At 35.6% G+C, this 22935-nt stretch carries 24 protein-coding genes, 1 tRNA gene and 1 pseudogene; 14 read left to right on the forward strand and 12 right to left on the reverse strand.

Features of this window, described 5'->3' with window-relative positions:
- Position 1 precedes the first annotated feature (1 nt).
- Positions 2-697 (forward strand): polyprenyl diphosphate synthase, encoded by a 696-nt coding sequence (uppS, locus tag ABWU55_RS01735; protein ID WP_006279327.1) that lies wholly within the window; start codon positions 2-4, stop codon positions 695-697.
- The gene (locus ABWU55_RS01740) at positions 687-1313 is read left to right on the forward strand and encodes a phosphatidate cytidylyltransferase (RefSeq protein ID WP_209472786.1); all 627 of its coding nucleotides are present in this window, start codon (positions 687-689) and stop codon (positions 1311-1313) included. The genes uppS and ABWU55_RS01740 overlap by 11 nt, the downstream gene beginning before the upstream one ends.
- A gap of 16 nt (positions 1314-1329) precedes the next feature.
- Here the strand turns inward: ABWU55_RS01740 and ABWU55_RS01745 are convergent, their stop codons facing one another.
- Positions 1330-1521 (reverse strand): zinc-finger domain-containing protein, encoded by a 192-nt coding sequence (locus ABWU55_RS01745; protein WP_006279326.1) that lies wholly within the window; start codon positions 1519-1521, stop codon positions 1330-1332.
- Between the two features lie 68 nt (positions 1522-1589).
- Positions 1590-2096, reverse strand: coding sequence for a pantetheine-phosphate adenylyltransferase (coaD, locus tag ABWU55_RS01750; RefSeq protein ID WP_006279325.1), 507 nt, complete (start codon positions 2094-2096; stop codon positions 1590-1592).
- A gap of 79 nt (positions 2097-2175) precedes the next feature.
- Here coaD and ABWU55_RS01755 point away from each other — a divergent pair.
- From ABWU55_RS01755 to ABWU55_RS01765, 3 genes and pseudogenes are all read left to right on the forward strand, one after another.
- Positions 2176-2248, forward strand: a tRNA-Phe gene (locus ABWU55_RS01755).
- Between the two features lie 218 nt (positions 2249-2466).
- Positions 2467-3330, forward strand: coding sequence for a gamma-glutamyl-gamma-aminobutyrate hydrolase family protein (locus tag ABWU55_RS01760; protein WP_353286407.1), 864 nt, complete (start codon positions 2467-2469; stop codon positions 3328-3330).
- A gap of 221 nt (positions 3331-3551) precedes the next feature.
- Positions 3552-3930 (forward strand): annotated as a pseudogene (locus ABWU55_RS01765) (IS4 family transposase); the annotation flags it as partial.
- Between the two features lie 89 nt (positions 3931-4019).
- Here the strand turns inward: ABWU55_RS01765 and ABWU55_RS01770 are convergent.
- From ABWU55_RS01770 to ABWU55_RS01785, 4 genes are all read right to left on the reverse strand, one after another.
- Positions 4020-4184 carry an IS3 family transposase gene (locus tag ABWU55_RS01770; protein ID WP_353286408.1) on the reverse strand — a complete coding sequence of 55 codons (165 nt, stop codon included), beginning with the start codon at positions 4182-4184 and terminating at the stop codon, positions 4020-4022.
- Positions 4174-4338, reverse strand: coding sequence for a DDE-type integrase/transposase/recombinase (locus tag ABWU55_RS01775; protein WP_156768661.1), 165 nt, complete (start codon positions 4336-4338; stop codon positions 4174-4176). Before ABWU55_RS01775 ends, ABWU55_RS01770 begins: the two co-directional genes overlap by 11 nt.
- 84 nt (positions 4339-4422) lie before the next feature.
- A complete protein-coding gene (locus ABWU55_RS01780) occupies positions 4423-4764 on the reverse strand; it encodes an IS3 family transposase (protein ID WP_095866567.1) in 342 nt (113 codons plus the stop codon).
- Positions 4765-4785: 21 nt separating this feature from the next.
- Positions 4786-5070, reverse strand: coding sequence for a transposase (locus ABWU55_RS01785; protein ID WP_038198869.1), 285 nt, complete (start codon positions 5068-5070; stop codon positions 4786-4788).
- Positions 5071-5155: 85 nt separating this feature from the next.
- Here ABWU55_RS01785 and ABWU55_RS01790 point away from each other — a divergent pair, with 85 nt between their 5' ends.
- The 3 genes from ABWU55_RS01790 to ltrA all read left to right on the forward strand — a co-directional run bounded on the left by ABWU55_RS01790 (position 5156) and on the right by ltrA (position 7485).
- Complete coding sequence (locus ABWU55_RS01790) at positions 5156-5698, forward strand: hypothetical protein (protein ID WP_245994758.1); 543 nt, start codon at positions 5156-5158, stop codon at positions 5696-5698.
- A gap of 382 nt (positions 5699-6080) precedes the next feature.
- Positions 6081-6209, forward strand: a complete 129-nt coding sequence (locus tag ABWU55_RS01795; RefSeq protein WP_255324786.1) for a hypothetical protein — start codon at positions 6081-6083, stop codon at positions 6207-6209.
- On the forward strand, positions 6172-7485 hold the full coding sequence (gene ltrA, locus ABWU55_RS01800; RefSeq protein ID WP_006280268.1) for a group II intron reverse transcriptase/maturase: 1314 nt from the start codon (positions 6172-6174) through the stop codon (positions 7483-7485). The genes ABWU55_RS01795 and ltrA overlap by 38 nt, the downstream gene beginning before the upstream one ends.
- 361 nt (positions 7486-7846) lie before the next feature.
- Here the strand turns inward: ltrA and gatA are convergent, their stop codons facing one another.
- Complete coding sequence (gene gatA / locus ABWU55_RS01805; RefSeq protein ID WP_353286409.1) at positions 7847-9316, reverse strand: Asp-tRNA(Asn)/Glu-tRNA(Gln) amidotransferase subunit GatA; 1470 nt, start codon at positions 9314-9316, stop codon at positions 7847-7849.
- 389 nt (positions 9317-9705) lie between these two features.
- Here gatA and mtaB point away from each other — a divergent pair, with 389 nt between their 5' ends.
- Both mtaB and ABWU55_RS01815 read left to right on the forward strand, forming a co-directional pair.
- A complete protein-coding gene (gene mtaB, locus ABWU55_RS01810) occupies positions 9706-10932 on the forward strand; it encodes a tRNA (N(6)-L-threonylcarbamoyladenosine(37)-C(2))-methylthiotransferase MtaB (RefSeq protein WP_010082135.1) in 1227 nt (408 codons plus the stop codon).
- Between the two features lie 66 nt (positions 10933-10998).
- Positions 10999-11910, forward strand: a complete 912-nt coding sequence (locus tag ABWU55_RS01815) for an outer membrane protein (RefSeq protein ID WP_353286410.1) — start codon at positions 10999-11001, stop codon at positions 11908-11910.
- A 7-nt stretch (positions 11911-11917) separates the two neighbouring features.
- Here the strand turns inward: ABWU55_RS01815 and ABWU55_RS01820 are convergent, their stop codons facing one another.
- From ABWU55_RS01820 to ABWU55_RS01830, 3 genes are all read right to left on the reverse strand, one after another.
- Complete coding sequence (locus ABWU55_RS01820) at positions 11918-13405, reverse strand: type II secretion system protein GspD (RefSeq protein WP_353286411.1); 1488 nt, start codon at positions 13403-13405, stop codon at positions 11918-11920.
- Between the two features lie 134 nt (positions 13406-13539).
- Positions 13540-14904: an ankyrin repeat domain-containing protein gene (locus tag ABWU55_RS01825; RefSeq protein ID WP_012673105.1), complete on the reverse strand. Its 1365-nt coding sequence runs from the start codon at positions 14902-14904 to the stop codon at positions 13540-13542.
- A 930-nt stretch (positions 14905-15834) separates the two neighbouring features.
- Complete coding sequence (locus ABWU55_RS01830) at positions 15835-16509, reverse strand: septal ring lytic transglycosylase RlpA family protein (protein ID WP_209472799.1); 675 nt, start codon at positions 16507-16509, stop codon at positions 15835-15837.
- A 26-nt stretch (positions 16510-16535) separates the two neighbouring features.
- Here ABWU55_RS01830 and murC point away from each other — a divergent pair, with 26 nt between their 5' ends.
- The 4 genes from murC to fumC all read left to right on the forward strand — a co-directional run bounded on the left by murC (position 16536) and on the right by fumC (position 22108).
- Positions 16536-18032, forward strand: coding sequence for a UDP-N-acetylmuramate--L-alanine ligase (gene murC / locus ABWU55_RS01835; protein WP_038250394.1), 1497 nt, complete (start codon positions 16536-16538; stop codon positions 18030-18032).
- 4 nt (positions 18033-18036) lie between these two features.
- Positions 18037-19311 (forward strand): phosphopyruvate hydratase, encoded by a 1275-nt coding sequence (gene eno, locus ABWU55_RS01840; RefSeq protein ID WP_010082238.1) that lies wholly within the window; start codon positions 18037-18039, stop codon positions 19309-19311.
- Complete coding sequence (cgtA, locus tag ABWU55_RS01845) at positions 19299-20321, forward strand: Obg family GTPase CgtA (RefSeq protein ID WP_006280016.1); 1023 nt, start codon at positions 19299-19301, stop codon at positions 20319-20321. The genes eno and cgtA overlap by 13 nt, the downstream gene beginning before the upstream one ends.
- Before the next feature lie 392 nt (positions 20322-20713).
- Positions 20714-22108, forward strand: a complete 1395-nt coding sequence (gene fumC, locus ABWU55_RS01850; RefSeq protein ID WP_264706075.1) for a class II fumarate hydratase — start codon at positions 20714-20716, stop codon at positions 22106-22108.
- Between the two features lie 194 nt (positions 22109-22302).
- On the opposite strand, the gene grxD is transcribed toward fumC, so the two are convergent.
- Positions 22303-22626: a Grx4 family monothiol glutaredoxin gene (grxD, locus tag ABWU55_RS01855; RefSeq protein ID WP_006280013.1), complete on the reverse strand. Its 324-nt coding sequence runs from the start codon at positions 22624-22626 to the stop codon at positions 22303-22305.
- Between the two features lie 15 nt (positions 22627-22641).
- Positions 22642-22860: a BolA/IbaG family iron-sulfur metabolism protein gene (locus tag ABWU55_RS01860; protein WP_006280012.1), complete on the reverse strand. Its 219-nt coding sequence runs from the start codon at positions 22858-22860 to the stop codon at positions 22642-22644.
- Positions 22861-22935: the final 75 nt, after the last annotated feature.

Genomic DNA, 22935 nt, shown 5'->3' on the forward strand with positions numbered 1-22935 from the left:
AATGTTGAATCAAGAATCTTTACCGAAACATTTAGCAATTATTATGGATGGTAATGGTAGATGGGCGAACAATCAAGGAAGGGTAAAAATTGATGGTTATAAAAAGGGCAGTGAAGTTGCATACGATATTGCCAAGTATTGTACGGACTTAACTATACCCTACTTAACTTTGTATGCATTCTCTATGGAGAATTGGCTTAGACCTAAAAACGAAACTGACTGTCTATTTGATTTATTTTACTCCGTTTTAACTAATGAAGATAAAGTCAATTTCATTTACAATTGTAACATTAAGTTGAATTTTATTGGCAATTTAAGTCTGTTACCCAGTAAAATATTGGATCAAATTAAAAAAGCAGAAGAAATGACACATAAGAACGATGGTTTATTACTCACTGTGGCAGTCAGTTACGGAGCAAAGCAAGAAATTACACAAGCTATAAGCAATATTATAAAAGAAAATATTGCTTATGTATCAGAAGAGGAATTTGAAAAGTTTCTATATACTAAAGATTTGCCAAAATTGGATTTATTAATTCGCACTGGTGGCGAAAAAAGGTTAAGCAACTTTTTATTATGGCAAGCAGCTTATGCTGAATTGTATTTTTGTGATACTTTGTGGCCTGATTTTTCTTGTCAAGATTTGAGCAAAGCATTAGAAGATTATACAAAAAGAGAGAAGAAATATGGTAGATAATAATTTTATAGTTAGAATATTGTCCTCAATAGTAATATTATTCATATTTTCTTTTGCTACATATTTCAGTGATTTATCGTTTTACCTATTGATTTTTTCGATAGCAGTTTTATCTTCTTTTGAATGGTATAATCTAACCCAGGGAAACAAAATTTTATACGTTTTTGCATTATTATTGATTGCACTACCAAGCGCCTCATTAATATATTTATATAATCTACCACAGGGAAAATACGCATTAGTATGGTTCGTCTTAACCATTTGGGGAATTGACGTTACTGCCTACCTGTTTGGCAAGAATTTTGGTGGAGCTAAAATTTGCCCAATTATTAGCCCTGGAAAAACTTGGGCAGGACTTCTTGGTGCGATTTTAGCTGGAGTAGTGTGCACAATTTTTGGATCAATATTTTTTGGTCTATTTTCAATTTTTTATTCTCCAATCATTGGCCTTGCAATTGCTATTCTAGCGCAACTTGGCGATTTCACTGAGTCGCTTGTTAAAAGAGCTTACGGTGTTAAAGATAGTGGAAATATGATACCTGGCCATGGGGGAGTGCTCGACCGTATGGACAGTTTCATTTTTACTGCCCCTCTTATTGCTATTTACATAAGCTAAGTCTGCAGAAGTGCCATTAGAGCTCATCCCTAGTCAGCTCCCCAACCGCTTCTACAGTGCAGTCATGGACAAACGTCTTTTCACAATAAGGGCAGGCTATTTCCTCTTCTTCTCCCATATCTAAATATATTAATGGATGGCCGGAACCCTCATCATTCTCATCACCATGACAACAAACTTTTCTATTATTAACCCTCACTTTTGACATGCTGCTCCTTTAGCTTATAACATTTTATATATTGAATATACCCATTCAGAAATAAAAAACAACAAGCACTATTCTCCATTTTTTATCCTATTCAGGTTAATCAATTCGTTTTGAACACCTTTTGATACAAATTTGCTAACATCTTCTCCTAATCTTGCTATTTCCTTTACAAAGCTTGATGAGATAAATTGAGTATCTTCAGAAGCAGGAAGAAATATGGTTTCGATTTCAGGAAGAAGTTTATAATTTACCCAGCTCATTTGAAACTCGTAATCAAAATCCGATACTGCTCTTAATCCCCTAATAATAACAGAAGCATTCTGCTCTTTGGCAAACTTCACTAGCAACCCATTAAAAGATATAACATCTGCATCAATTCCTAGCCCTTTGATTTCATTTTCAGCCATGCTTGTGCGTAGCTTTGTGTCAAAGGCAGTATGCTTATTAACGTTTTCTGCAACTCCTATTATTAATTTATCGACTAGTTTACACGCTCTTTTGATTATGTCAAGATGCCCAAAAGTTATAGGGTCAAATGTGCCAGGGTAGATTCCTATTTTGTCATTAATGTTCATCCTTTATTTTTATAAACTACTTTAAAAACTTTTGATAGACATAATAACATTTTTTATCTAAAAATAAAAGTATACAGTTGGCCTGATAGCTCAGTTGGTAGAGCAAAGGACTGAAAATCCTTGTGTCGCTGGTTCGATTCCTGCTCAGGCCACCTTCTCTTTCTTGGCAAACTTGCCTTTTTGTTATAAAATACTCTATATCGTAATATAAATATTAGGGAGGCAAGTCATAGTATATAAATATTATAATAAACTATTTAATATCTTATTAATTATAGTTCTATTATTAAGCAATATTACTTATGCTGGCGTTAGTGAAAAACCGGCATCTCAACATGTAACCAGAAAAGAAGAACCAGCGTCAACTGTCTTGACGGCAGAAAATACAGTAAATAATGACATAGTTGTTGGTTTGTTGAAAACGGAAGAAGCACATGAGCTTGGGCTATCTCAAAATATCTACGAGATGTTTAATAACTTTGGAGTTAAAACCGTACTCATTGACTACAATAAAATAATTAACTTAAAAGAAATCCAAGAAAAGTCGCTTATCTTTGCAAAACAAGATGAAACATTGGCAAAGAAGCTAACATTAGACCGAATAAAAGTTGAAGTTGCAAAGTTTGTTAAAGAGCACAAAATAAATAGAATATTTATTCCGGATAATTTACACTCAGCACCCACTCCTTGTTGCCAGCTTGTTACTGAAGCAATTGTAAAAATAGTGGATGATAACCCTGCAATTCATTTACTTGGCATATGTGAAGGCATAATGAATGCAAAGGGAATTGAAGTAGTGAGTGTTGTGAGTGATGAAGAGAAACGAAGATCTCATTTAAAATCAGCACCTAATCCACAGAAAGAGGATGTACCTCTCCAGCAGATAAAGATCGTTCCAAATAGTCGTTTAGCAGAAGTAGTAGCCAAATTCCTAATACCTAATGAAAATGGCTGGTTTTCAACATATTTTCCAGATGCTCATTCAGGAGCAGTAAGTAATACGCCAGAAAATAGAAGAAAATTGGAGTCACTTGGATATAAAGTTGCAGCATTTTCCAGTGAGGGGGTAATAGAGGCTATTGAAGATAAGCATGGTAATGTTCACTTTCAAAGTCATCCAGAAGCCCTTGTTGTGAAGTCAGATAAAAACCTCTATTTATCAAATCACAAGGAACGTCAAGTGTCTACACTAGTTGCTATAGCGATTATGAATGATTTTCTTTATCGTGCTTAATGGCTATAGCTTTAGGCTTACCGACGATTTGATAAACGATAGATTTGTCATGTATCCGTTCAGGCAATGGCGTCAACTTAAGGAAAAATATCAGCGATAGTGTATAAAATTTCTCTCCAAATTTTTTATCATTAAATTATCCAAAGAGTGCAAGGGACAGCACTTTTGTTTCTATTTTATTGCAACAAAAAAGTTTAAAATGTGTCTTTTTTAGGTGAGGCATGCAAAAAGGAAAAGATCTTATCTTACAAATTAAAAATGCAATATACTCGAAAACTTTTCAGAAAATCCATTGTGTTGAGTTTTACACGAACAAGAAAACTTCCTTTTTCGACAGTATTTTCTATGATTTTAAAGTTAGTTAAAAAAAGTTTGGGAATAGAATGTGAACTTATGGAGCCATTGACATGTACCCTCAAAGCAAGCTTTTTCTAAAGCAAGGTATAAGATTTGCCATACAGGCTTTCAAGAATTTAAGCATCCAAACAGCCTATCAGGATGAACCTGAGTTGGAGAGGCTATAGACTTATTGCAGCAGATGGTTCTGGTATGAGATTACCCAGCTCTGGGGAAATTGTATCCGAGTTTGAACCAAATGGAAACTGACCTTACCCAGAAAAAGTGGAGAGAAAGTTTGGAATGTTTTTCACAAAGAGAATGATGAATCAAAATGCTCAGGAATGCAATAGTTAATAGTGACGTTGTTTGTTATAAAAAATTTCTATGTATTCAAATATTGCAGTTCTAGTTTGTTGAGCAGAGTGTTGTGAAGTATCAATAAGTATTTCTCTTTTCAATGAGCTCAAGAAGCTTTCCACAACAGAATTGTCGTAACAACAACCTTTATGACTCATCTATGTTTTTTATGGATAAGAGATATTGATAACCTTGCGAAGTATATTGTGAACCTTGATCACTATGTAATAGTAGATTTTTGGCAGGTTTACGCTTGTTAACGGCCATTAATAAAGAGTCCATAACCAATTGTTTATTTATTGAACTGCTCATTAACTACCATGCGTGAATATAGATCGATTATTGTTGCCAAATATAGCCATCCTTCTTTGGTTTTTATATAAGTAATCCCATACTTTATTTGGTTGATCGACAATAAAGTTTTGGTCTAATATATTGGGAGCTACTGTCCGTTTGTTGTTTCTTAATTTTAAATTTTCTTCTCAATATAGCCTGAATACCATTTTTCTGCATAATACTTTGCACTGTTTTTAAGTTGCAACTTTTACCCAAAGCCTTTAATTCAGCATGAATTTTAGGAGCTCCATATCTACATTTAGAAGCTTGATATATTTTTTGAATATCTGCTAATAACTCTTTATTTGCTGATTCTCTACTGCTTATTTTCCTTGTAGTCCACTTATAGTAGCCACTAGCAGAAAACCCTACATAATTCCTGCACTTTATAGTGTTTACTATGCTCTTTTATGAAAAAATATTTTACTCTTTTTGACTGGCCAGGGCTTTTTTTAAAATGTCTCTTTCTCTTGTTACTTTTGCTAACTCTTTCTGTAAATCAAATCTCTCTTTGTCATAAGGTGCTACATCTGGAAATGCATTTGCCGCTGACTTTTTTTCGTTATATTTCTTCATCCATTTTCCTAATACACTATCCCTTATTCCTAGATCTCTTGCTACTTTTGCAACTGGTTGACCTACCTTTCTTTGTTCATTTGCCAGCTTAACAGCTTCCAATTTGAATTCTGCCGTGTATTCTCTTGCCATTTCTAATCCTCCAAAATTTTATTTTACCCGAAAAAACTCCTTTCTTTCTCTCCATTTTTTCTGGGTAAGGTCAGTATGGGAAAAGGTGAAAGATGTACTAAAAAACCCAGAGATGATAAAAAAGGAATACCAACGTAGAGTATTAGAAAATAAAAATGATGAATCATCAGAGAAAAAGTTTGCAAGAAGAGAAAATCAAATAAAAGAAGGTATCGAAAAATTAATGGAAGATTATTATAGTCAAGAAAATGCAGGAGAGAAAGGATATATAAGCGAGGAAGAATTTAAACAGACAATGAGAAAAATGAAAGAACGCTTACAAGGGATAGAAGAAGAGAAAAAAAAGGTAGTTGATCAGAAGGCAGTAGAAAAAGGAATAAGTCTTATTATAAATAGCATAAAGAATTTTTATTCTAGTGTAAAATCGAACCTGGAACAGCTAGATTGGCAAACTAAGCGCGGCATTATTAAAGCATTAATAGGACAAATTAACATTGGTTGTGATCAGGTAGAAGTAGGATTTCAGATCGAAGAACCAGCACAGGATGGGGGAATTCTTAATTTGTATCATTGTACTACACATCATAATAAGGGGGTTGGCAAAATGTGTGCGCCAAGAAGTGCGTAAGGAACAGTTGGTGAAAATCCAACACGGGTAAAGCTTAGCCGGCAACCTGGAACAAACCATTATGCTGCGTAAGGTAACGAGCGTAGTAAAGCTAATGGAATGGACAACATAGGGTGCAACGAAAGTGAAGGTATTGAGTCCCGTAATTCACGCGTCATGGGGGCTGACACTTTACATTTGGTGGAAGGCAACATGGGTAATAACGCTAAGGCAAGATATTACTCACCTCATCGGGATCGAAGGCCGCGTCATGTGTTGAGATGGACCTTACGTGAACTTGGGAGATCCTTTGTATTCCTGTAAGGGTACTCTGGAACAAGTCAATAAAGGCGAGGACTGGAGGAAGATGCAAAGGAAGTCGGACTAACTGATAGTACTCGGAGTGTGGGAAAGCCACATACAAGGGGAAGCGGTTAGCAATATAGTGACTGGTATAGGGATTGCTATACCAATACAACAGAGATTGGAGGAGTATGCAAGGAAAACTAAACCAGATAGCAGTAAGGGCTAAGCAAGATAAGCGAGTAAAATTTACATCATTAGTTCATTTGATTAATGAAGAGAATCTTGCAGAGTGTTATAAGGAACTAAAACGCAACAAGGCTTGTGGTATAGATCGTGTGACAGTGGAAGCTTATGGAGAAAATCTAGAAGAGAAACTTAAAACACTAGTGGATAGTATGAAGAGAAAACAATATCAACCGCTACCAGTGAAAAGGGTATACATACCCAAAGCCGGGAGCAAAGAGAAGCGCGGTCTCGGAATACCATCAACGGAAGATAAGTTGGTACAGGTAATGCTAAAGAAGATATTAGAAAATATTTATGAAGCAAACTTTATGGACAGCTCGTATGGATTTCGACCAGGAAGAAATTGTCATCAGGCGATAAACGCTCTAGATAAAGCAGTTATGCACAAACCAATTAACTATATTGTAGAAGTGGATATCAAGAAGTTCTTTGATAATGTTCAACATAAATGGCTAATGAATTGTCTAAGGGAACGAATAGCTGACCCAAATTTATTGTGGTTAATAAAACGATTTCTAAAGGCAGGAATAGTCGAAGTTGGATGTTATAAAGCAACCGATCAAGGCACACCACAAGGTGGTATAGTAAGCCCTGTATTAGCTAATATATACTTACACTATGTGCTGGACTTATGGTTTGAAAAGAAATTTAAGCCAAAAGCCAGAGGATATTTACAGCTAATAAGGTTTTGCGACGATTTTGTAGTTGGCTGCGAGAGGGAAGAAGACGCAAAAGAATTTCTAGAATTACTGAAACAAAGACTAAGTAAATTTGGGTTGGAAATAGCTGAAAATAAAACAAAAATAGTAAAGTTTGGTAAGAAAGAATGGTATCAAGCAGAAAGAGAGAAACGTAGGACGGCTAGCTTCAACTTTCTAGGATTTACACATTATTGTGGAAAAAGTCGTAATGGTAAACTTATGATGAAGCAGAAAACTTCAAAAATAAGCCTAGCCAGAAAGATTAAAGAAATCAAAGAATGGTTGAAGATGGTACGAAGTCGTATCTGTCTCAAAGATTGGTGGCAGAAACTTAAAGCCAAACTAACAGGACACTATAGCTACTTCGGAGTTAGCGGAAATTATCGGTGTTTGATTCAATTCTATCGACCGGTAACAAAGTTAGCATTTAAGTGGATAAACCGACGTAGTCAAAAGAAAAGTATGGATTGGGAACAATTTATACACTATTTAAAAGTAAATCCATTACCAAAACCAAAGGTATATGTTTCTTTATACACAGGAGCACTAGTGTGAACGCTGTATTGTGGAGCCGTGTGCGGGAAATCCGCAAGCACGGTTCTTTTGGGGAGACTATGGTTATGAGACCAAATCGCTGGTTTCAAGGTCATGAGTCTCTACCAGACGTCAAGCAAGTTTTTTCGTTTCTATAAATCTGGATTTCAGCGTTATGCGCTGGAATGACAACGTGAGGTAAATTTTTCAACATCCCAAAATTACAGAATTCAGTCTGTTTAATTAAGTGTGAACTGTTACACGAAAATTTTGTAAACAGATTAATATACCCTGTTTTTGCTATTCATCTAAAAATGGAACCATAGAGTACGTTGAGGAGCGTAAGCAAATTTTAATGCAAAAATTACTATCAAAAAATAGATTATGCAAGAGGTCTAATTATTCTGCCGCAATTTTGCTCTATCACACTTGCCACATTTAATATTCCAGCTTCATCATAATAATTTCCAATCACTTGCAAGGCAAGTGGTAAACCCTCATTGGAGAGCCCAACAGGAACAGAAATAGCAGGCAATCCTGCCAGACTTGCCGGCACAGTAAACACATCATTGATGCACATAATTAGCGGATCTGGCTTTTCATTTAAGCCAAAAGCTTCTGTTGGAGCAGATGGCACAAGTATGTAATCTATTTTTTCAAACGCTTTTATAAAATCATTTCTGATTAATGCCCTGATACACTGTGCTTTTTCGTAATATTCATTGTAATGACCTGAGGAAAGCGCATAAGCGCCAATTAAAATTCTTCTTTTCACCTCTTTACCGAAACCTTCTGCTCTTGTTAGTGAATACATTTCTTTAAGGGTATCAGCATCAACCCTGAACCCATAACGCACACCGTCATAACGAGCAAGATTGGATGAAGTTTCAGCAGAACAAATTAAATAATAGACTGGTATTGCATATTTAGTATGTGGCAGAGTAACGTCAACAACTTCAGCGCCATTTTCTTTTAAATAGGAAGCAACTTTCTCCCAATTATGGACTATTTCCTCTGAAATTCCATCCATCCTATATTCTTTTGGTATACCAATACGCTTACCCTTGACATCACCATTTATAAAGCTAGAAAATTTAGGCACTGGCTTTTCGCTTGATATTGAATCTTTTGTATCATAGCCACAGATTGCTTCCAGCATTAATGCTGAATCAGAGACAGAACGAGTAATGACTCCTGCTTGATCTAGAGAACTCGCAAATGCAATCATACCAAAACGCGAGCATCTTCCATAAGTTGGCTTTATTCCAACCACTCCACAATAAGCTGCTGGTTGGCGCACAGATCCACCGGTGTCACTCCCTAGTGCTCCAGCGCATAAAAATCCAGCCACCGATGCTGCAGATCCACCAGATGATCCACCAGGAACAACTTTTTCCCCATCGCTTTTTCTAATCCACACATTTTCAACAGGGCCAAAATAGCTATTTGTGTTCGCAGAACCCATAGCAAATTCATCCATATTAAGCTTACCGAGCATGGCTGCTCCACTTTTTAACAGCAAGTCAGACACCGTAGATTCGTAAGTCGGAACGAAATTTTCCAGCATTTTTGAGCATGCTGTTGTTTTTATTCCTTTTGTACAGAATAGATCTTTGATGCCAACTGGTACACCCATGAGCGGCGAGATTAAATCATCCTTTTGCCTAGAGAAATGTTCATCTGCAGCTTTAGCAGCTTTCATTGCTATCTCTGGGGTTTTTGTTATAAATGCATTTAATTTCTCATTTTCAACCGCACTGATGTGCGCCTCTACGAGTTCAACGGCAGAAAAACTCTTTTTTTTGAGCCCGTCATGCATTTGTGTAATACTTAACTTTCTTAGTTCATTCATCAATATTTAATTTTTAGCAAGACGTTAATTATAACATGGCACGATAAAAAATCCATACATTTATAGTTACAGCTAGAAATGTAGCTAAGGTAACTTAGATTCACCGACAATCGTCATCCCGCTACTTGTTAGCGGCTAAGAGATACCGCAGCGGTATGACGTAGAAGCTATACTTTTATACTCACCAACTCAGTATCCAATCCGGATTGTATCTTAAAAAGGTCAAAAGACTATAATAAGCAAAGGAGTGATACTGTGTCTGAGTGAAAATCGTTGAGATCCCAGTGTCTGCTGCTTGCATAGCATTTATTTACAAAAAAATAGTCATGCAAGAGACTTTGCTTGGATATTTGATATAATTTAGGTCTATTAAAGCAAAAAATACTAACATGAATGAAGTGATAACATTTGGTTGTCGTCTAAATTTTTACGAGAGCGAGTTAATCAAAGAAGCATTAAAAAAAGCAAAGAGAGAAAATGTTGTTGTGGTGCATAGCTGTGCAGTGACAAACGAAGCAGAACGTCAGGTAAAGCAAAAGATACGTAAGATTTACAAAAATGATCCAAATAAAGAAATTATCGTAGTTGGTTGTGCTGTTCAGTTGGATCCAGAAGTTTACAGTAGCATTCCTGGTGTAAGTAAAGTGCTCGGTAATCAAGATAAGCTAAAAGCTGAAAATTACTTACTAAATGACGATAAAATCTTGGTCAGTGATAACCAAGTAGAACCTGTTCTAATTAATGGATTTGAAGATAAGTCAAGGGCATTTATTGAAATTCAAAATGGTTGTAATCATAGCTGCACATTTTGTTCAATTACTGAGGCAAGAGGGAATAATCGATCTGTGCCAATAAACAGTATTATAGAGCAAATCAGGATCTTTGTAGAAAATGGATATCAAGAAGTAGTGTTTACAGGGGTTGATATTACTGACTTTGGTACAGATTTGTTGGGTAAGCCATCACTTGGTTCAATGATTAGGAGAGTTTTAAAGGATATACCAGAGTTGAAGAGGCTAAGACTTTCCTCTATCGATGTTGCTGAAGTTGACGACGAATTAATGGATTTAATAGCTAATGAGTCAAGACTTATGCCTCATTTACATTTGAGTCTACAATCTGGTAATAATTTAATACTAAAGAGAATGAAGCGTCGTCACAACAGAGAACAAGTGATAGAATTTTGTCATAAAATGAAGAGCTTGAGGCCTAATATAGCATTTGGCGCTGATATTATTGCTGGATTTCCAACAGAAACTGATGAAATGTTTCAGGATACAGTTGATTTACTGAAAAAAACAAATATAGTTTACCTACATGCTTTTCCATATTCAGAGCGGAAAAATACACCTGCTGCACGAATGCCACAAGTACCAGAGAATGTGCGTAAAGAACGAGTAAAAAATTTAAGAGAAGTAAATAAAGAAATTATGAGCAGTTTTTGTCAATCCTTGATCAACACTAAGCAAAGTGTTCTGGTTGAGCAAAATAATGTCGGTAGAGCAGAAAATTTTGCATTAATAAAGCTTGAATCAAAAGCTCAAGCCAAGAGTATTGTGAAAGTTAATGTTAAAGGAGTGGAAAATAATTATCTAATTGGAAATATTTTTTCTTAATTTTTGTACATTGAAGAAATATACGATATAGTAATTATACTGTAAATGATAATTGTGAATTCATTTATGATAACTAGAATATCTATTACTTTATTTTTGATTTTCATTTCATGTGTCTATTTTTTTATTACTTATATTAGTAATGATACACACATTGAGCAAGTACAACCCTTAAAATTAGAAACAGACAATAATAAAAGTGTGATACGTTCTGAGGAGGTTACTGCAAAAGAAATACCAATAAAATATCAAGAACTTGAAAGTAGTCCACCTTCTGTTTTCCAAGTAGCTGATCAGAAAAATATGTGGTCACGTATTGCAGATCAAGCTGAGCCTACAAAAGAAAAATCAAAAAAACTTGATTTTTATGTTAGCGCTAACGGTGGTAAGGTATACCATGATAATTCAGAAATATTTGTAAAGGGTATACAAGAAATAGGAAAAAGAGTCCTAACTTTAGTTGAAAGTCATTATGGTTTTATAATAAAAAATATAGTGGCAGATGAAATTAAAAGTATACAGCAATTTGATGGTAAAATTGATTTCCAGTGGTTTAGCAGCATGTCTTTAGGTTACTATGCTGGAGAAAATGGTAAAATTGATTTTGAAGCCGCGTATTCTATAGCCAATATTGAAGATAGTAATTCTCCTCCGGTATTTGATAAATCAGCAAGTATATTTGTGTTTTTGTTAAACTTCTATTATAATCCCAGCGTTCAGGATACACAATTTGCTCCGTACATCGGTCTTGGTATAGGACCAACAGTTTTTAGATTAAAAAGGATTAATGGGTCACCCCAAAATTCAATGCCACTGAATGTTTCTTGGTTTGCTTATCAAATAAAACTTGGTGTTGATTATTCAATAATCCCAGAAATCAAAACCTTTCTCGGCTATCGTTACTTTAGCGTTCCGATACCTGTTGCAGATGACATATCTACTCACAATATTGAAGTTGGTTTGATATTTAATTTTTAGTGATAATTTAATATATATATAAATTCTTATCTTTTCTATCTAACAAACCAAATGTTGGTACGATTGTTGCTTTTAAAAAAATGACAGTTTCTACTGTTCTAATATTATTCGCTAGCCTTTTTGATTTCTGATGCAATAAGCTTTGCTTATCTTCTCTATGTTCTATAAGCCCGCCGATTACCATAATTTCACCGCTCTTAATTTTTAACATAGAGTTCATTTCTCTGATTTCAACAATTGGAATGTCGCTATTTAATTTCATTTTACTCTGCTGTGCGACGTACTCTATATCTGGATCTTTAGTGTAGCCGTTAATTCTTGATAAAGTTGGATGTATATCCATGAATATTTCACTAGTATCAATGTTAATGCTTGGGTGGATTATTAGCACAACACCTATTGGGACGCTATTCATCTTGGTAATTAAGGTCTGATTAGAGTTTCTAGTATCTTTTTGTATATCGGAGGTAAAATAAATATGGTTTTTAGTAAATGAAATCATCGCTTGCTGATTATTTATAGCATGTACTCTGGGGCTTGAAATTACAGTTGAAGTGCCAAATTTGTCTAAATTTTTTACTAAATCTCCTAGATCATTTGCACCAAAGTTCATTGCTAGGTTAATAATGGAGTTATCTTGATTTATTATAGACTTAGTTCCATCTTGTAAGTCATTTAAGTTCATACCAGAAAGGTATTTGTCATCTAGCACAACTTCAACTATTTTTGCCTCTATCATTACTTGAGAAGACGCTAACTTCTTAACCTTATTAATATATTCTTCAACAGCTTTGTGGATATCTTTTCTAGCATTCAAAATAATAACACCAGCTTCTCTGTTGGATGAAAGGAATTCGCCATCATCCACCCCGTTAACATCCATTATTGCATTCAAGCCTTTTTCTAATGAATTCCATAAGTCACTACTGTATTGAGACTTCATAACATTGTTATAGTCCCTATCAACGTTACTTCCATCACTGTTAGTAATATTGTTATTAATGACGAAACTGCTTTGAGCAGAATGTTGAATATTGATGAAGTCTACGTAATAATTTTGTGCGTATGGCAAGTCCTGCTCAATTCTAATTACACCATTACTTGTTGAGTAACGCAGTTTGGCGCTATTTGCTATACTCTGAATTACTTCGTTTATATCCTTATCTTTTAGCTTTAAAATAATATTACCTGATATTTTTGGGTCCATATCCAAGTTAACGTCAGAAAGTTTTCCTATCTCAATCAGCAAATCCTTTACTGATACTTCTTCACTAACATTAATAGAAATAAGCTGATTACTGATTGTGAGATCGGGAAACTCTATTGGTAAAGGCATAATTTCTGGTATTGCCGGTTCATTAATCTCCAAAGAGGTGTTATATTGTTGCAACGGATAATCGTACTTATAATTGTCTATGTTAATAGGATATTGCTTGGTAGGTAGATGTGTGCAAGAAATAATGAAGAGGAGTATTAAGCATTTAAAAATAGCCATTAGAACAGCATACAAAATCTATACTAATAGATTTCTATAAAAATATTAAAAATGTATTTAATCTCATTTTCATCGAGCAGATAATTGTCGTGTATTAGCTTTGGCTATGTATTTTTTGTATACTCTTCTTGTACTTAAATGTAGACCAGCATAGCCCTAATTTTTTTATATATTGTACTTCTTTCTCTGTATTTAATAATAGGCTTGAAAATAAATGGTAAGCCTATAATTGTTAAGCTTAGAGCTAGGGTTGAAAGTATACAACAGGCTTTGTGTTTACTATGTAGCTCTTTCAGATAAAGCATCAAAAATCTACAAAATTTTTTGTAATTTTCTTCGATGTTTTTTTTGCTATGAGCCTTGCTAATGAACATATCTATTGCGGTATGACCGTTATTGCACTTAATGTTAAGGTCTGCACCTTTTTCTGTTAACAACTGAGCTATATCAAAATAATCCTTTTGAACAGCAAGATGTAGAGGTGCAAAACCTTGTTGCTCACAAATGTTCATATTGGCTCTAACTTCCAATAACATTTTCACAATTTGTGTATGGCCTTTTTTAACTGCGAGTAGCAAGGGAGTTCTGTTACATTTAGTAACAGCATTAACGTTTACCTTAAGCTTCAATAAGAGCTTAACTGTTTTAGTGTTACCATTATGGCTAGCTTTATGCAGCCTAGCGTTACCATTAAAATCTTGATCGTTTGCTTCTATTCCCTTTGAAACAAGAAATGTTACCATTTTTCTATTATTATGCTCAATAGCGCAATCTAACGCATCAAAACCATGGTTGTTTTTTGTGCAAAAAAACTCTTTAAGTTTAATTTTATCGTTACTTGCTTGCTGTTTTTTTGCAATAAGTTTTACTATTTGCATTTTGTTGTTATACGCTGCTAGGAAAAGCGTAGTGTTATTTTCTGCATCTTTGGCTTCTATATTTGCACCTTTCTTTATCAGATATTCTATAATTTCTGCTCTGCTGTCATAATGTGCGGTGCATTGATAAATGGTTAAAAACAAAGGAGTACGAAAATTGTTATCTTCACATTCGAGATTTGCTCCGCTATCAATTAAAATTTGGACGCTTTTTTTAGAACCGTATAGTGAAGCTATATGAAGAGGAGTATAGCCCTCTTTGGCATCTTTTTCATTAATTTTTGCGCCTTTTGTTATCAAAAAATCTATTAATTCCGTGTCATCTTGTAGTGCAGCAAGGTGCAGTGGAGTGAATCCATTTTTATCCTTGGAATTAATTGTCAGTTGGTTAACAAAAAGTTTAGCAACTTTCTTGTGTCCATGCATAATGGCGTAATGCAGAGGGTTTCTATTTTCGTTGTCTACGACATTGAAATCAGCTTCGTGCTCTAGTAATGACTTTACTCCAACTAAATCGCCTTCTTTTGTGAACTTATGCAAGAGAGTGATTCCACTTGCATCTTTTGAGTTAATATCAAATCCATTTTCTACTAATTGGTTTATATCTTCCTCACGCGCCATATCACTTAAATCTCTAATTAAACTCTTTTCGCGTTAATAATACTCCTACTTGATTAAGTTTAAATGAATCTGTGAGAAATGGCTAGTGCATTCTTGCATAACAAACTTTTGGCAGCGCATTGGATGAAACGAAAAACTTACTTGACAAACTCCGCCAGCCCTCCTATCATGAAACTGAAGCTATTTATTTATCTTCGCAATCTCTGCAGTGGATTAATGACAAAAAACTTAATGTATTTGGCGTAAATCATGCTTAATTTTTTGCACTATGTGCACCTCATGTCTTTATAAAACTTTTAGGTTTCTACCTATACAAGCCGAAACGCGCTTATAAAGTGTTTAAGACAGTAAAAGACGTCAAATAGACAAGGGAGAATTTGAATACTAGCTACCCTAGGGTTTCTTTGCCTTTTTTTTTATTTGGTAAATTTCTTAACATTTATAGCTAAACGACAACTGTCATTCCTGTAAAGGTCAAGTATCCCGCTACTTGTTAGCGGGATCTAGAGATACCGTGACGGTATGACGTAGGATTGCTGTCATTCTGCTACTTGTTAGCGGCTGAGATACCGCGAATGAATCGCGGTATGACGGTTCGCGGTGGCATGACGATAAGCTCGTCATCCCGCTACTTGTTAGCGGCTGAGATACCGCGAATGAATCGCGGTATGACGGTTAGCGGCGGCATGACGTAGGATTGCTGTCATTTCGCTACTTGTTAGCGGCTGAGATACCGCGAATAAATCGCGGTATGACGGTTAGCGGTGGCGTGACGATAAGCTCGTCATTCCGCTACGTGTTAGCGGCTAAGAGATATCGCGGTGGTATAGCTATAAATTGTTGATATCTTTTTTATATCACATTTTTAACTTACAATAGTTAGCCAGCGTTCCTTACATTAACCAAATCTTTCAAATTCTGCACTCACCACTACCTATAACTCACTTTCACGCAATATTGATCGTTCTTAAAAAGCAATCTAACATTTTTTATTCCTTGATTGCGAAGCTTTGATGCAGCTGATTTAGCAGCCTGAGCACTTTTAAAAAATGCAACATATCCCTTACTTTCTGCACTGTCTTGTTTCGGGTGACGTTTCTGCATTTCTTTTTCATATTGCTTTCTGTAATGAGGAGTATTTTGTATCAATTGTTCTGACATCTTTCTTAGGTATTGAACTTTTACTTTTGCAAGCCCAGATTTATGAAATCCTAAGACTTGAGCTGCTTTTTCTGATAAGTCTATTATTCTGCCTTCAATAAAAGGCCCTCTATCGTTAACCCTTGTAACAAGCTTTCTTCCATTTTCTAAATTAGTGACAAGAACAAAGCAGGGTAAGGGCAAAGTCTTATGCGCTGCAGAGATCAAGTGACGGTTAAACGCTTCACCATTTGCTGTAAGTGTGCCATGATCTTCTATTCCATACCACGATGCTATCCCTATCTCTTCATAGTGTTTACAGTTTTTTGGGTGATAAGTTATACCATTTATTGTGTAGCTGCTGCCAATTTTATAATGACCTGCAGTGCAGTTAAACCTGTTGCTAAAACTGCAGCTACTTATCAAAACAAATATTAGACATAGAAAGGTTAGGTTTTTTATCATTGTATTCGGTAAGATGGTTCGATACTATGAGGATTTTAAATTATACTATAATAAATTTAGTAATGAGTAAACATCTACTGCTAAATATTAACAAAACTCAAAAAGGAATAATACATATTATTGGTATAGGTGGAATCGGAATGAGTGCCATTGCTGAAATTCTTCACAATTCCAATTGCAAAGTTCAAGGCAGTGATGCACAATCAAACGACAATATAAATAAGTTACAAAAGCTAGGTATAGAGGTTTTTATTGGTCACAATGCTAATAATATAAGCCAAGCTCAAATAGTTGTACATTCTTCTGCAATAGAATCTGATAATGTGGAGTTAATTGCGGCAAAAAATAACAATAAAACCGTTTTGCATAGATCAGACATACTTGCTGAAATTATGAAAGGTAAATATGTGATAGCGGTTTCAGGTTCAAGCGGAAAGACAACAACAACCGCTATGATTGCTTCCATTTTTGATCATTCTGGCATTGATGCGACTGTAACTGTAGGAGGGATATTAAATTCCTATAAGAGCAACTTCAAACTTGGAGGGAGTGACACTTTTCTGATCGAGGCTGATGAGTCTGATGGAACTATGCTAAAAATCCCTGCAAAGATTGCTGTCATAACAAGTATCAACAATGACCACATAGATTATTACGGCACATTTGATAATATCAAAAATGCATTTTCCCAATTCGTGAATAATGCAGGTTCTGCAGTTTTACCTGATTCTGTAGACATCGATTATGATGCGGGTAATTCTATAACGTTTGGGTTTGAGAATGGTAGCATAAGAGCCAGCAACATTAAACAGCATGCTAACAGCATAGAATTTGATGTGTTGAACAACTGGATTCCAGCATTACGTGCTGGAATGACAAAAGGAAAGTGTACAGAGATGTCATCCCAGTGCGTGACACTGGGATCCAGCCCTTTAAAAAACATAGTACTATCAAATGCAATTGGAATTCACAAAGTAAGCAACGCCCTAGCTGCAATATCAGTTGCGATAAAGCTCGGAATTAGCGATGCAGATATTAAAAAAGGCCTTTTGGAATTTCAAGGAGTAGCAAGAAGATTCTCTTTGATTGCCGATATTAAAGGTGTTAAGTTAATTGAGGATTATGCCCATCATCCAAATGAAATATATGCAACTTTAACGGCTGCACGTTCGATTACTAAAGGAAAAGTAATAGGAATTATCGAACCACTTCGTTTTGCCCGCATTCGTAATTTTTTTGATGAATTCATACGAATTTTCATGATGTTTGATTATGTCATCCTCACTCCTGTTCATCCCCCAGAAGACAAGCCTATTCCTGGTTGTGGGATTGATGATATACAAAAAGCTTTAATCAGTAATGGATTTAATAACACAAAAATTATGAATGATGCTTTGCTCATTTCACATTTTATTAGTGATTCGACAAGTCCAAGTGATATAGTATTATTTATTGGTGCTGGTAGTAATATAGCTAAATTGGCAAAGGAAACTGCAGCACTTATTGCGGAAGTTAAGGTTTAATGTAATGAATAAGATAATCAATAACGTATTTGCAAGAGAAATTTTAGATAGCAGGGGTTACCCCACTATTGAGGTAGAAATTGAGCTCTGTGATGGTGCAATAGGCAGGGCATCTGTACCTTCTGGAGCTTCAACCGGTAAATTAGAAGCCTTGGAACTCAGGGACCAAGATGAGAAAAGGTATTGTGGTAAGGGAGTGCTGAAAGCTGTTCAAGCTGTAAATGGGATAATAGCAGATGAAATCATTGGAATGAATGCAGCGGACCAAAATGCAATTGATAAAGCATTAATTGAACTGGATGGAACAAAAAACAAATCAAAACTTGGAGCAAATGCAACTTTGGGTGTGTCTCTTGCAGTTGCAAAAGCAGCAGCAAACAGTTTCAAAATGCCGCTATATAGATATTTGGGAGGAAAGCAGACGAGTGTTATGCCGGTTCCACTCATTAACATAATTAATGGTGGAGTACATGCAGACAATAAGCTCGATTTCCAAGAATTCATGATTCTTCCGGTCGGTGCTGAGACTTTCAGCGAAGCGATTAGAATATCTGCGGAGGTATTCCACAACTTACGTAGCATTCTTAAGAAAAAAGGTTATAGCACAAATGTAGGGGATGAAGGTGGTTTTGCACCAAATATTGAAAGTACTGAAGAAGCACTTGATTTGATCATATACGCTATAGAATCAGCAGGTTATTCAGCGCAAAGTGATTTTGCACTAGGCCTTGATGTTGCTTCATCTACTTTTTATGAAGATGGAATTTACAAATTTGAACACAGAGATCTTACTTCAGAAGAGTTGACTGAATATTATTGTAATCTTGTGGAAAGATATCCAATAATTTCTATAGAAGATGCAATGAGTGAAGACGACTATGAAGGTTGGAAATTACTTACTGCAAAATTGGGGAGTAAAATTCAATTGGTTGGGGATGATTTGTTTGTTACAAATTGTGAACTGATATGCAAAGGAATAGAGGAAAAAATGGCAAATGCTGTACTGATCAAGCCAAATCAAATAGGGACGTTAACAGAAACTTTTGCTGCTATTGAAATGGCAAAATCAAATGGCTATAAAGCTGTTGTTTCTCATCGCTCAGGTGAAACAGAAGACACAACAATATCTCATATAGCAGTTGCGTCAAATTGCGGGCAAATAAAAACCGGGTCGCTATCGCGTTCTGATAGACTCGCGAAGTATAACGAGCTAATCAGAATAGAAAGCGCATTAGGAAAGGATGCTAAATATTATCGTGGGTTAGCATGGGTTTTATAGACGAAGTAAAATTGTGTTTAAAAGCTGGTGACGGTGGTGATGGCTGTGCAAGTTTTCGTCGAGAAAAGTTCGTTGAATTTGGTGGTCCAAATGGTGGTAATGGAGGAAAGGGTGGAAACATAGTTTTCATCAGCGACGCTAATCTCAACACTTTGCTTCATTTTCGTTATAGAAGACACATTAAAGCAGATAGTGGAAAAAATGGTGCAGGCAGGGATAGATCTGGCACAGCAGGGAAAGACGTTATACTTAAAGTTCCAGTCGGTGCACAAATAATTGATGAAGAAAGTGAAGAGATAATAGTAGACCTTGACAAGCCTGGTATGGAATTTCAAGTAGCACAGGGTGGAAAAGGTGGACTTGGAAATACTAATTTTAAATCTTCTACTAATAAGGCACCAAGACATTTTACTTACGGTCAGCCTGGCGAAGAAAAACATGTATTATTAAAACTAAAAGTTTTATCAGATGTTGGAATTATTGGCATGCCAAACGCAGGTAAATCAAAATTTTTGACTCGCTGCTCAAATTCCGATACAAAAGTAGGCGATTATCCATTTACCACCGTAAGACCTCATTTAGGCATGGTAAAAGTGGATGATAGCGAAGTTGTAATAGCAGATATTCCTGGAATAATTACTGATGCTCACCTTGGAGTTGGGCTCGGGCATAAATTTTTAAAGCACATAGAAAGGTGTCAAATTTTACTTCATTTAATCGATGTAACTCACGATGACGTTGTTTCGGCTTATAGTTGTATCCATAATGAATTGGAACTTTACAATAGTGATCTTGTTGAAAAAGAAGAGATTGTAGTATTAAACAAATGCGACTTATTGAGGGAAGCAGAAATTCTGGAAAAGAAGAATCACCTAGCTAATTATCTCAATAAAGAAGTGCTGTGCTTATCAATTAATGGTGATTTACAGCCTATTTTAAGATTATTAAGTGAAAAATTGAAAAAGAGTAATTCTAAGGAAATCGATGTATATGATCCTTTTAAAGCGTAAATTTTCTATTTATGGATGTACAAGAATGGTAGCGTGCAACCAGAACTAAGCGTACAGCTGTGCAAACATCGTGATTTGAGTCCACCAGAAGGGTGTCATCCCAGTGCCCAGACACTGGGATCCAGGAATTTTATTAAGTTGGTAAGCATAAAAGTAGCCGTTTTATGTTAAAATACAACGTTTTGATGATTATGAAAAGGCTGGATTCCAGACTGGAATGACACCATCATAAAGTGAATCAGTGTCAGCTACTTGCATCTACCATGCAAGTTAACTGAAAATTGCAATGTTCGTACACTTGACTACTTGGATCTAGTATGATTTAATTAACCAAGAAGTAGGCATGAAAAAATTATGTAGTGAACCAGTTTGCATAACACCAGGAGGAAAATATGGATAGAAAGACGAGAATAGAATCAGACAGCTTAGGGGAAGTAAAAGTACCAAGTGAACATTACTGGGGAGCACAGACTCAGCGTTCTTTAGAAAATTTTAAGATTGGCACAGAAAAAATGCCAGAGCCTCTGATTAAAGCATTAGCAATAGTAAAACTTGCAGCAGCGCGTGTTAATATGAAACATGGTGTTATAGATGATAGGGTAGGGGACGCAATTTGCACAGCCGCGAGGGAAGTAATAGATGGCAAATTTAATAATGAATTTCCGCTTGTTGTTTGGCAAACCGGATCCGGAACGCAGACTAATATGAATATGAATGAAGTGATCAGCAATCGTGCAATAGAGATTTTAGGTGGTAATTTGGGTAGTAAATCTCCAATACATCCAAATGATCATGTGAATTATGGTCAGTCGTCAAATGACACCTTTCCAACAGCAATGCATATAGCAGCAGCAGAGCAAATAAACTGCTTGCTTATTCCAAATCTTGAAAAATTGCATAAGGTGCTGGATAATAAGGTTCAGGAATTTAAAGATATAATAAAAGTAGGACGTACTCATCTGCAAGATGCAACGCCCCTAACACTAGGACAGGAGTTCTCTGGCTATGCAGTCCAGATTAAAAAGGGGATAGAGAGAGTAAAATCAACTTTAAGTGGTATATACGAGCTTGCACAAGGTGGCACTGCGGTTGGCACGGGACTCAATACTAAAAAGGGTTTTGCTGAAGATTTTGCAAAGCAAGTTGCAGGAATTACTAACCTTCCATTTACTTCAGCAGGCAATAAATTTGAAGCGCTAGCAGCAAATGATGCTTTAGTTGAGCTCAGTGGAACACTCAATACAGTAGCAGTCAGTTTAATGAAAATTGCAAATGATATAAGGTTGCTTGGTTCTGGTCCAAGATGCGGAATTGGGGAAATAATGTTACCGGAAAATGAGCCTGGTTCTTCAATTATGCCAGGTAAAGTGAATCCAACTCAGTGTGAAGCGGTGACTATGGTATGCACTCAAGTTATGGGAAATCATGTTGCTGTAACCATTAGTGGTTCAAACGGTCATTTTGAATTGAATGTGTTTAAGCCAGTGATAATTTACAATGTTTTGCAGTCTATAAGACTTTTAGCTGATGCAAGTTTAAATTTTACAGAAAAATGTGTAATTGGTATTAAAGCAAATGAAGAGAGGATAAAAGATTTACTGAATCAGTCGTTGATGTTGGTCACTATATTAAATACGCATATAGGGTACGACAATGCAGCAAAAATAGCGAAGCTTGCTTATAAAGAAAATATCACTCTAAAAGAAGCAGCAGCAAAACTTCAACTGCTCACTGAGGAAGAGTTTGAAAGGATAGTGAAACCAGAAGAAATGGTAAATTATTTGTAACCGCTCACACTTAATTCTTCAATCTCACTAATAGAAAGGCCAGTAAACTTGACAATAGTGTTAACATCAACATTATTATCTTGCTTTGTCTACCTTATTTTGCCGCTCCCCTGAACGGATACGGTTTAAGACATAAGATCCTTTTTCATAGCTATACTACGTTATCCAGCGTCTGGGCACTGGTTTCTTGGTACTTATTCCGCAATAATTTTTTTTTCCTTCAATAAACTTTGCAGTTCGCCTTTTTCGTACATCTCGCGAGTGATGTCGCAACCACCAATAAACTCTTCCTTTATATATAATTGTGGAATTGTTGGCCAATCAGAAAACTTTTTTATAGATTCACGTATTTCATCATTCTCCAACACGTTAATATACTTAAACTTCACGTTCAATTTTTTTAGGATTGACACGACGAGTCCAGAGAATCCGCATTGAGGAAAATCAGAAGTGCCTTTCATATACAATACCACATCATTTTCTGTTATATCTTTTTTTATTTGTTCAAAATTGCTCATAAATTCACCTTATTTTTAAGTATTAGTTTCCAGTTGCAAGGCGTGTATAGACTGACCTTCCAGAGCTTTATATACCATTTTATGCTGTTCTATTTTTGTCTTTCCAAGAAAACACTTGGAGTTTATTTTTAAATGATAATGGTCATCATCTCCAGCAAGATCATGAATCTTTATATCAGCGTCGGGGAACGATTGTTTGATGATCCTCTCTAATTCGTGAATTGCAATAGTCATTGATTTGCTTTAAATTACAATACTTTCATTATAAATCTAAAACGATTGAGCGCAATAAAAAGTTGCTATCATAAA

The sequence above is a fragment of the Wolbachia endosymbiont (group A) of Crataerina pallida genome (assembly GCF_964028475.1).
GTDB classification, from domain to species: Bacteria; Pseudomonadota; Alphaproteobacteria; order Rickettsiales; family Anaplasmataceae; genus Wolbachia; species Wolbachia pipientis.

Bases quoted from the DNA above. Each gene is read 5' to 3' on its own strand.
- ABWU55_RS01745 (WP_006279326.1), bottom strand. From the start codon at position 1,521: ATGTCAAAAGTGAGGGTTAATAATAGAAAAGTTTGTTGTCATGGTGAT.
- ABWU55_RS01815 (WP_353286410.1), top strand. From the start codon at position 10,999: ATGATAACTAGAATATCTATTACTTTATTTTTGATTTTCATTTCATGT.
- ABWU55_RS01740 (WP_209472786.1), top strand. From the start codon at position 687: ATGGTAGATAATAATTTTATAGTTAGAATATTGTCCTCAATAGTAATA.
- ltrA (WP_006280268.1), top strand. From the start codon at position 6,172: ATGCAAGGAAAACTAAACCAGATAGCAGTAAGGGCTAAGCAAGATAAG.
- gatA (WP_353286409.1), bottom strand. From the start codon at position 9,316: ATGAATGAACTAAGAAAGTTAAGTATTACACAAATGCATGACGGGCTC.
- grxD (WP_006280013.1), bottom strand. From the start codon at position 22,626: ATGAGCAATTTTGAACAAATAAAAAAAGATATAACAGAAAATGATGTG.
- mtaB (WP_010082135.1), top strand. From the start codon at position 9,706: ATGAATGAAGTGATAACATTTGGTTGTCGTCTAAATTTTTACGAGAGC.
- uppS (WP_006279327.1), top strand. From the start codon at position 2: ATGTTGAATCAAGAATCTTTACCGAAACATTTAGCAATTATTATGGAT.
- ABWU55_RS01825 (WP_012673105.1), bottom strand. From the start codon at position 14,904: ATGGCGCGTGAGGAAGATATAAACCAATTAGTAGAAAATGGATTTGAT.
- cgtA (WP_006280016.1), top strand. From the start codon at position 19,299: ATGGGTTTTATAGACGAAGTAAAATTGTGTTTAAAAGCTGGTGACGGT.
- ABWU55_RS01820 (WP_353286411.1), bottom strand. From the start codon at position 13,405: ATGGCTATTTTTAAATGCTTAATACTCCTCTTCATTATTTCTTGCACA.
- murC (WP_038250394.1), top strand. From the start codon at position 16,536: ATGAGGATTTTAAATTATACTATAATAAATTTAGTAATGAGTAAACAT.
- coaD (WP_006279325.1), bottom strand. From the start codon at position 2,096: ATGAACATTAATGACAAAATAGGAATCTACCCTGGCACATTTGACCCT.
- ABWU55_RS01775 (WP_156768661.1), bottom strand. From the start codon at position 4,338: ATGAGCAGTTCAATAAATAAACAATTGGTTATGGACTCTTTATTAATG.
- eno (WP_010082238.1), top strand. From the start codon at position 18,037: ATGAATAAGATAATCAATAACGTATTTGCAAGAGAAATTTTAGATAGC.
- ABWU55_RS01770 (WP_353286408.1), bottom strand. From the start codon at position 4,184: ATGAGTCATAAAGGTTGTTGTTACGACAATTCTGTTGTGGAAAGCTTC.
- ABWU55_RS01785 (WP_038198869.1), bottom strand. From the start codon at position 5,070: ATGGCAAGAGAATACACGGCAGAATTCAAATTGGAAGCTGTTAAGCTG.
- ABWU55_RS01830 (WP_209472799.1), bottom strand. From the start codon at position 16,509: ATGATAAAAAACCTAACCTTTCTATGTCTAATATTTGTTTTGATAAGT.
- fumC (WP_264706075.1), top strand. From the start codon at position 20,714: ATGGATAGAAAGACGAGAATAGAATCAGACAGCTTAGGGGAAGTAAAA.
- ABWU55_RS01860 (WP_006280012.1), bottom strand. From the start codon at position 22,860: ATGACTATTGCAATTCACGAATTAGAGAGGATCATCAAACAATCGTTC.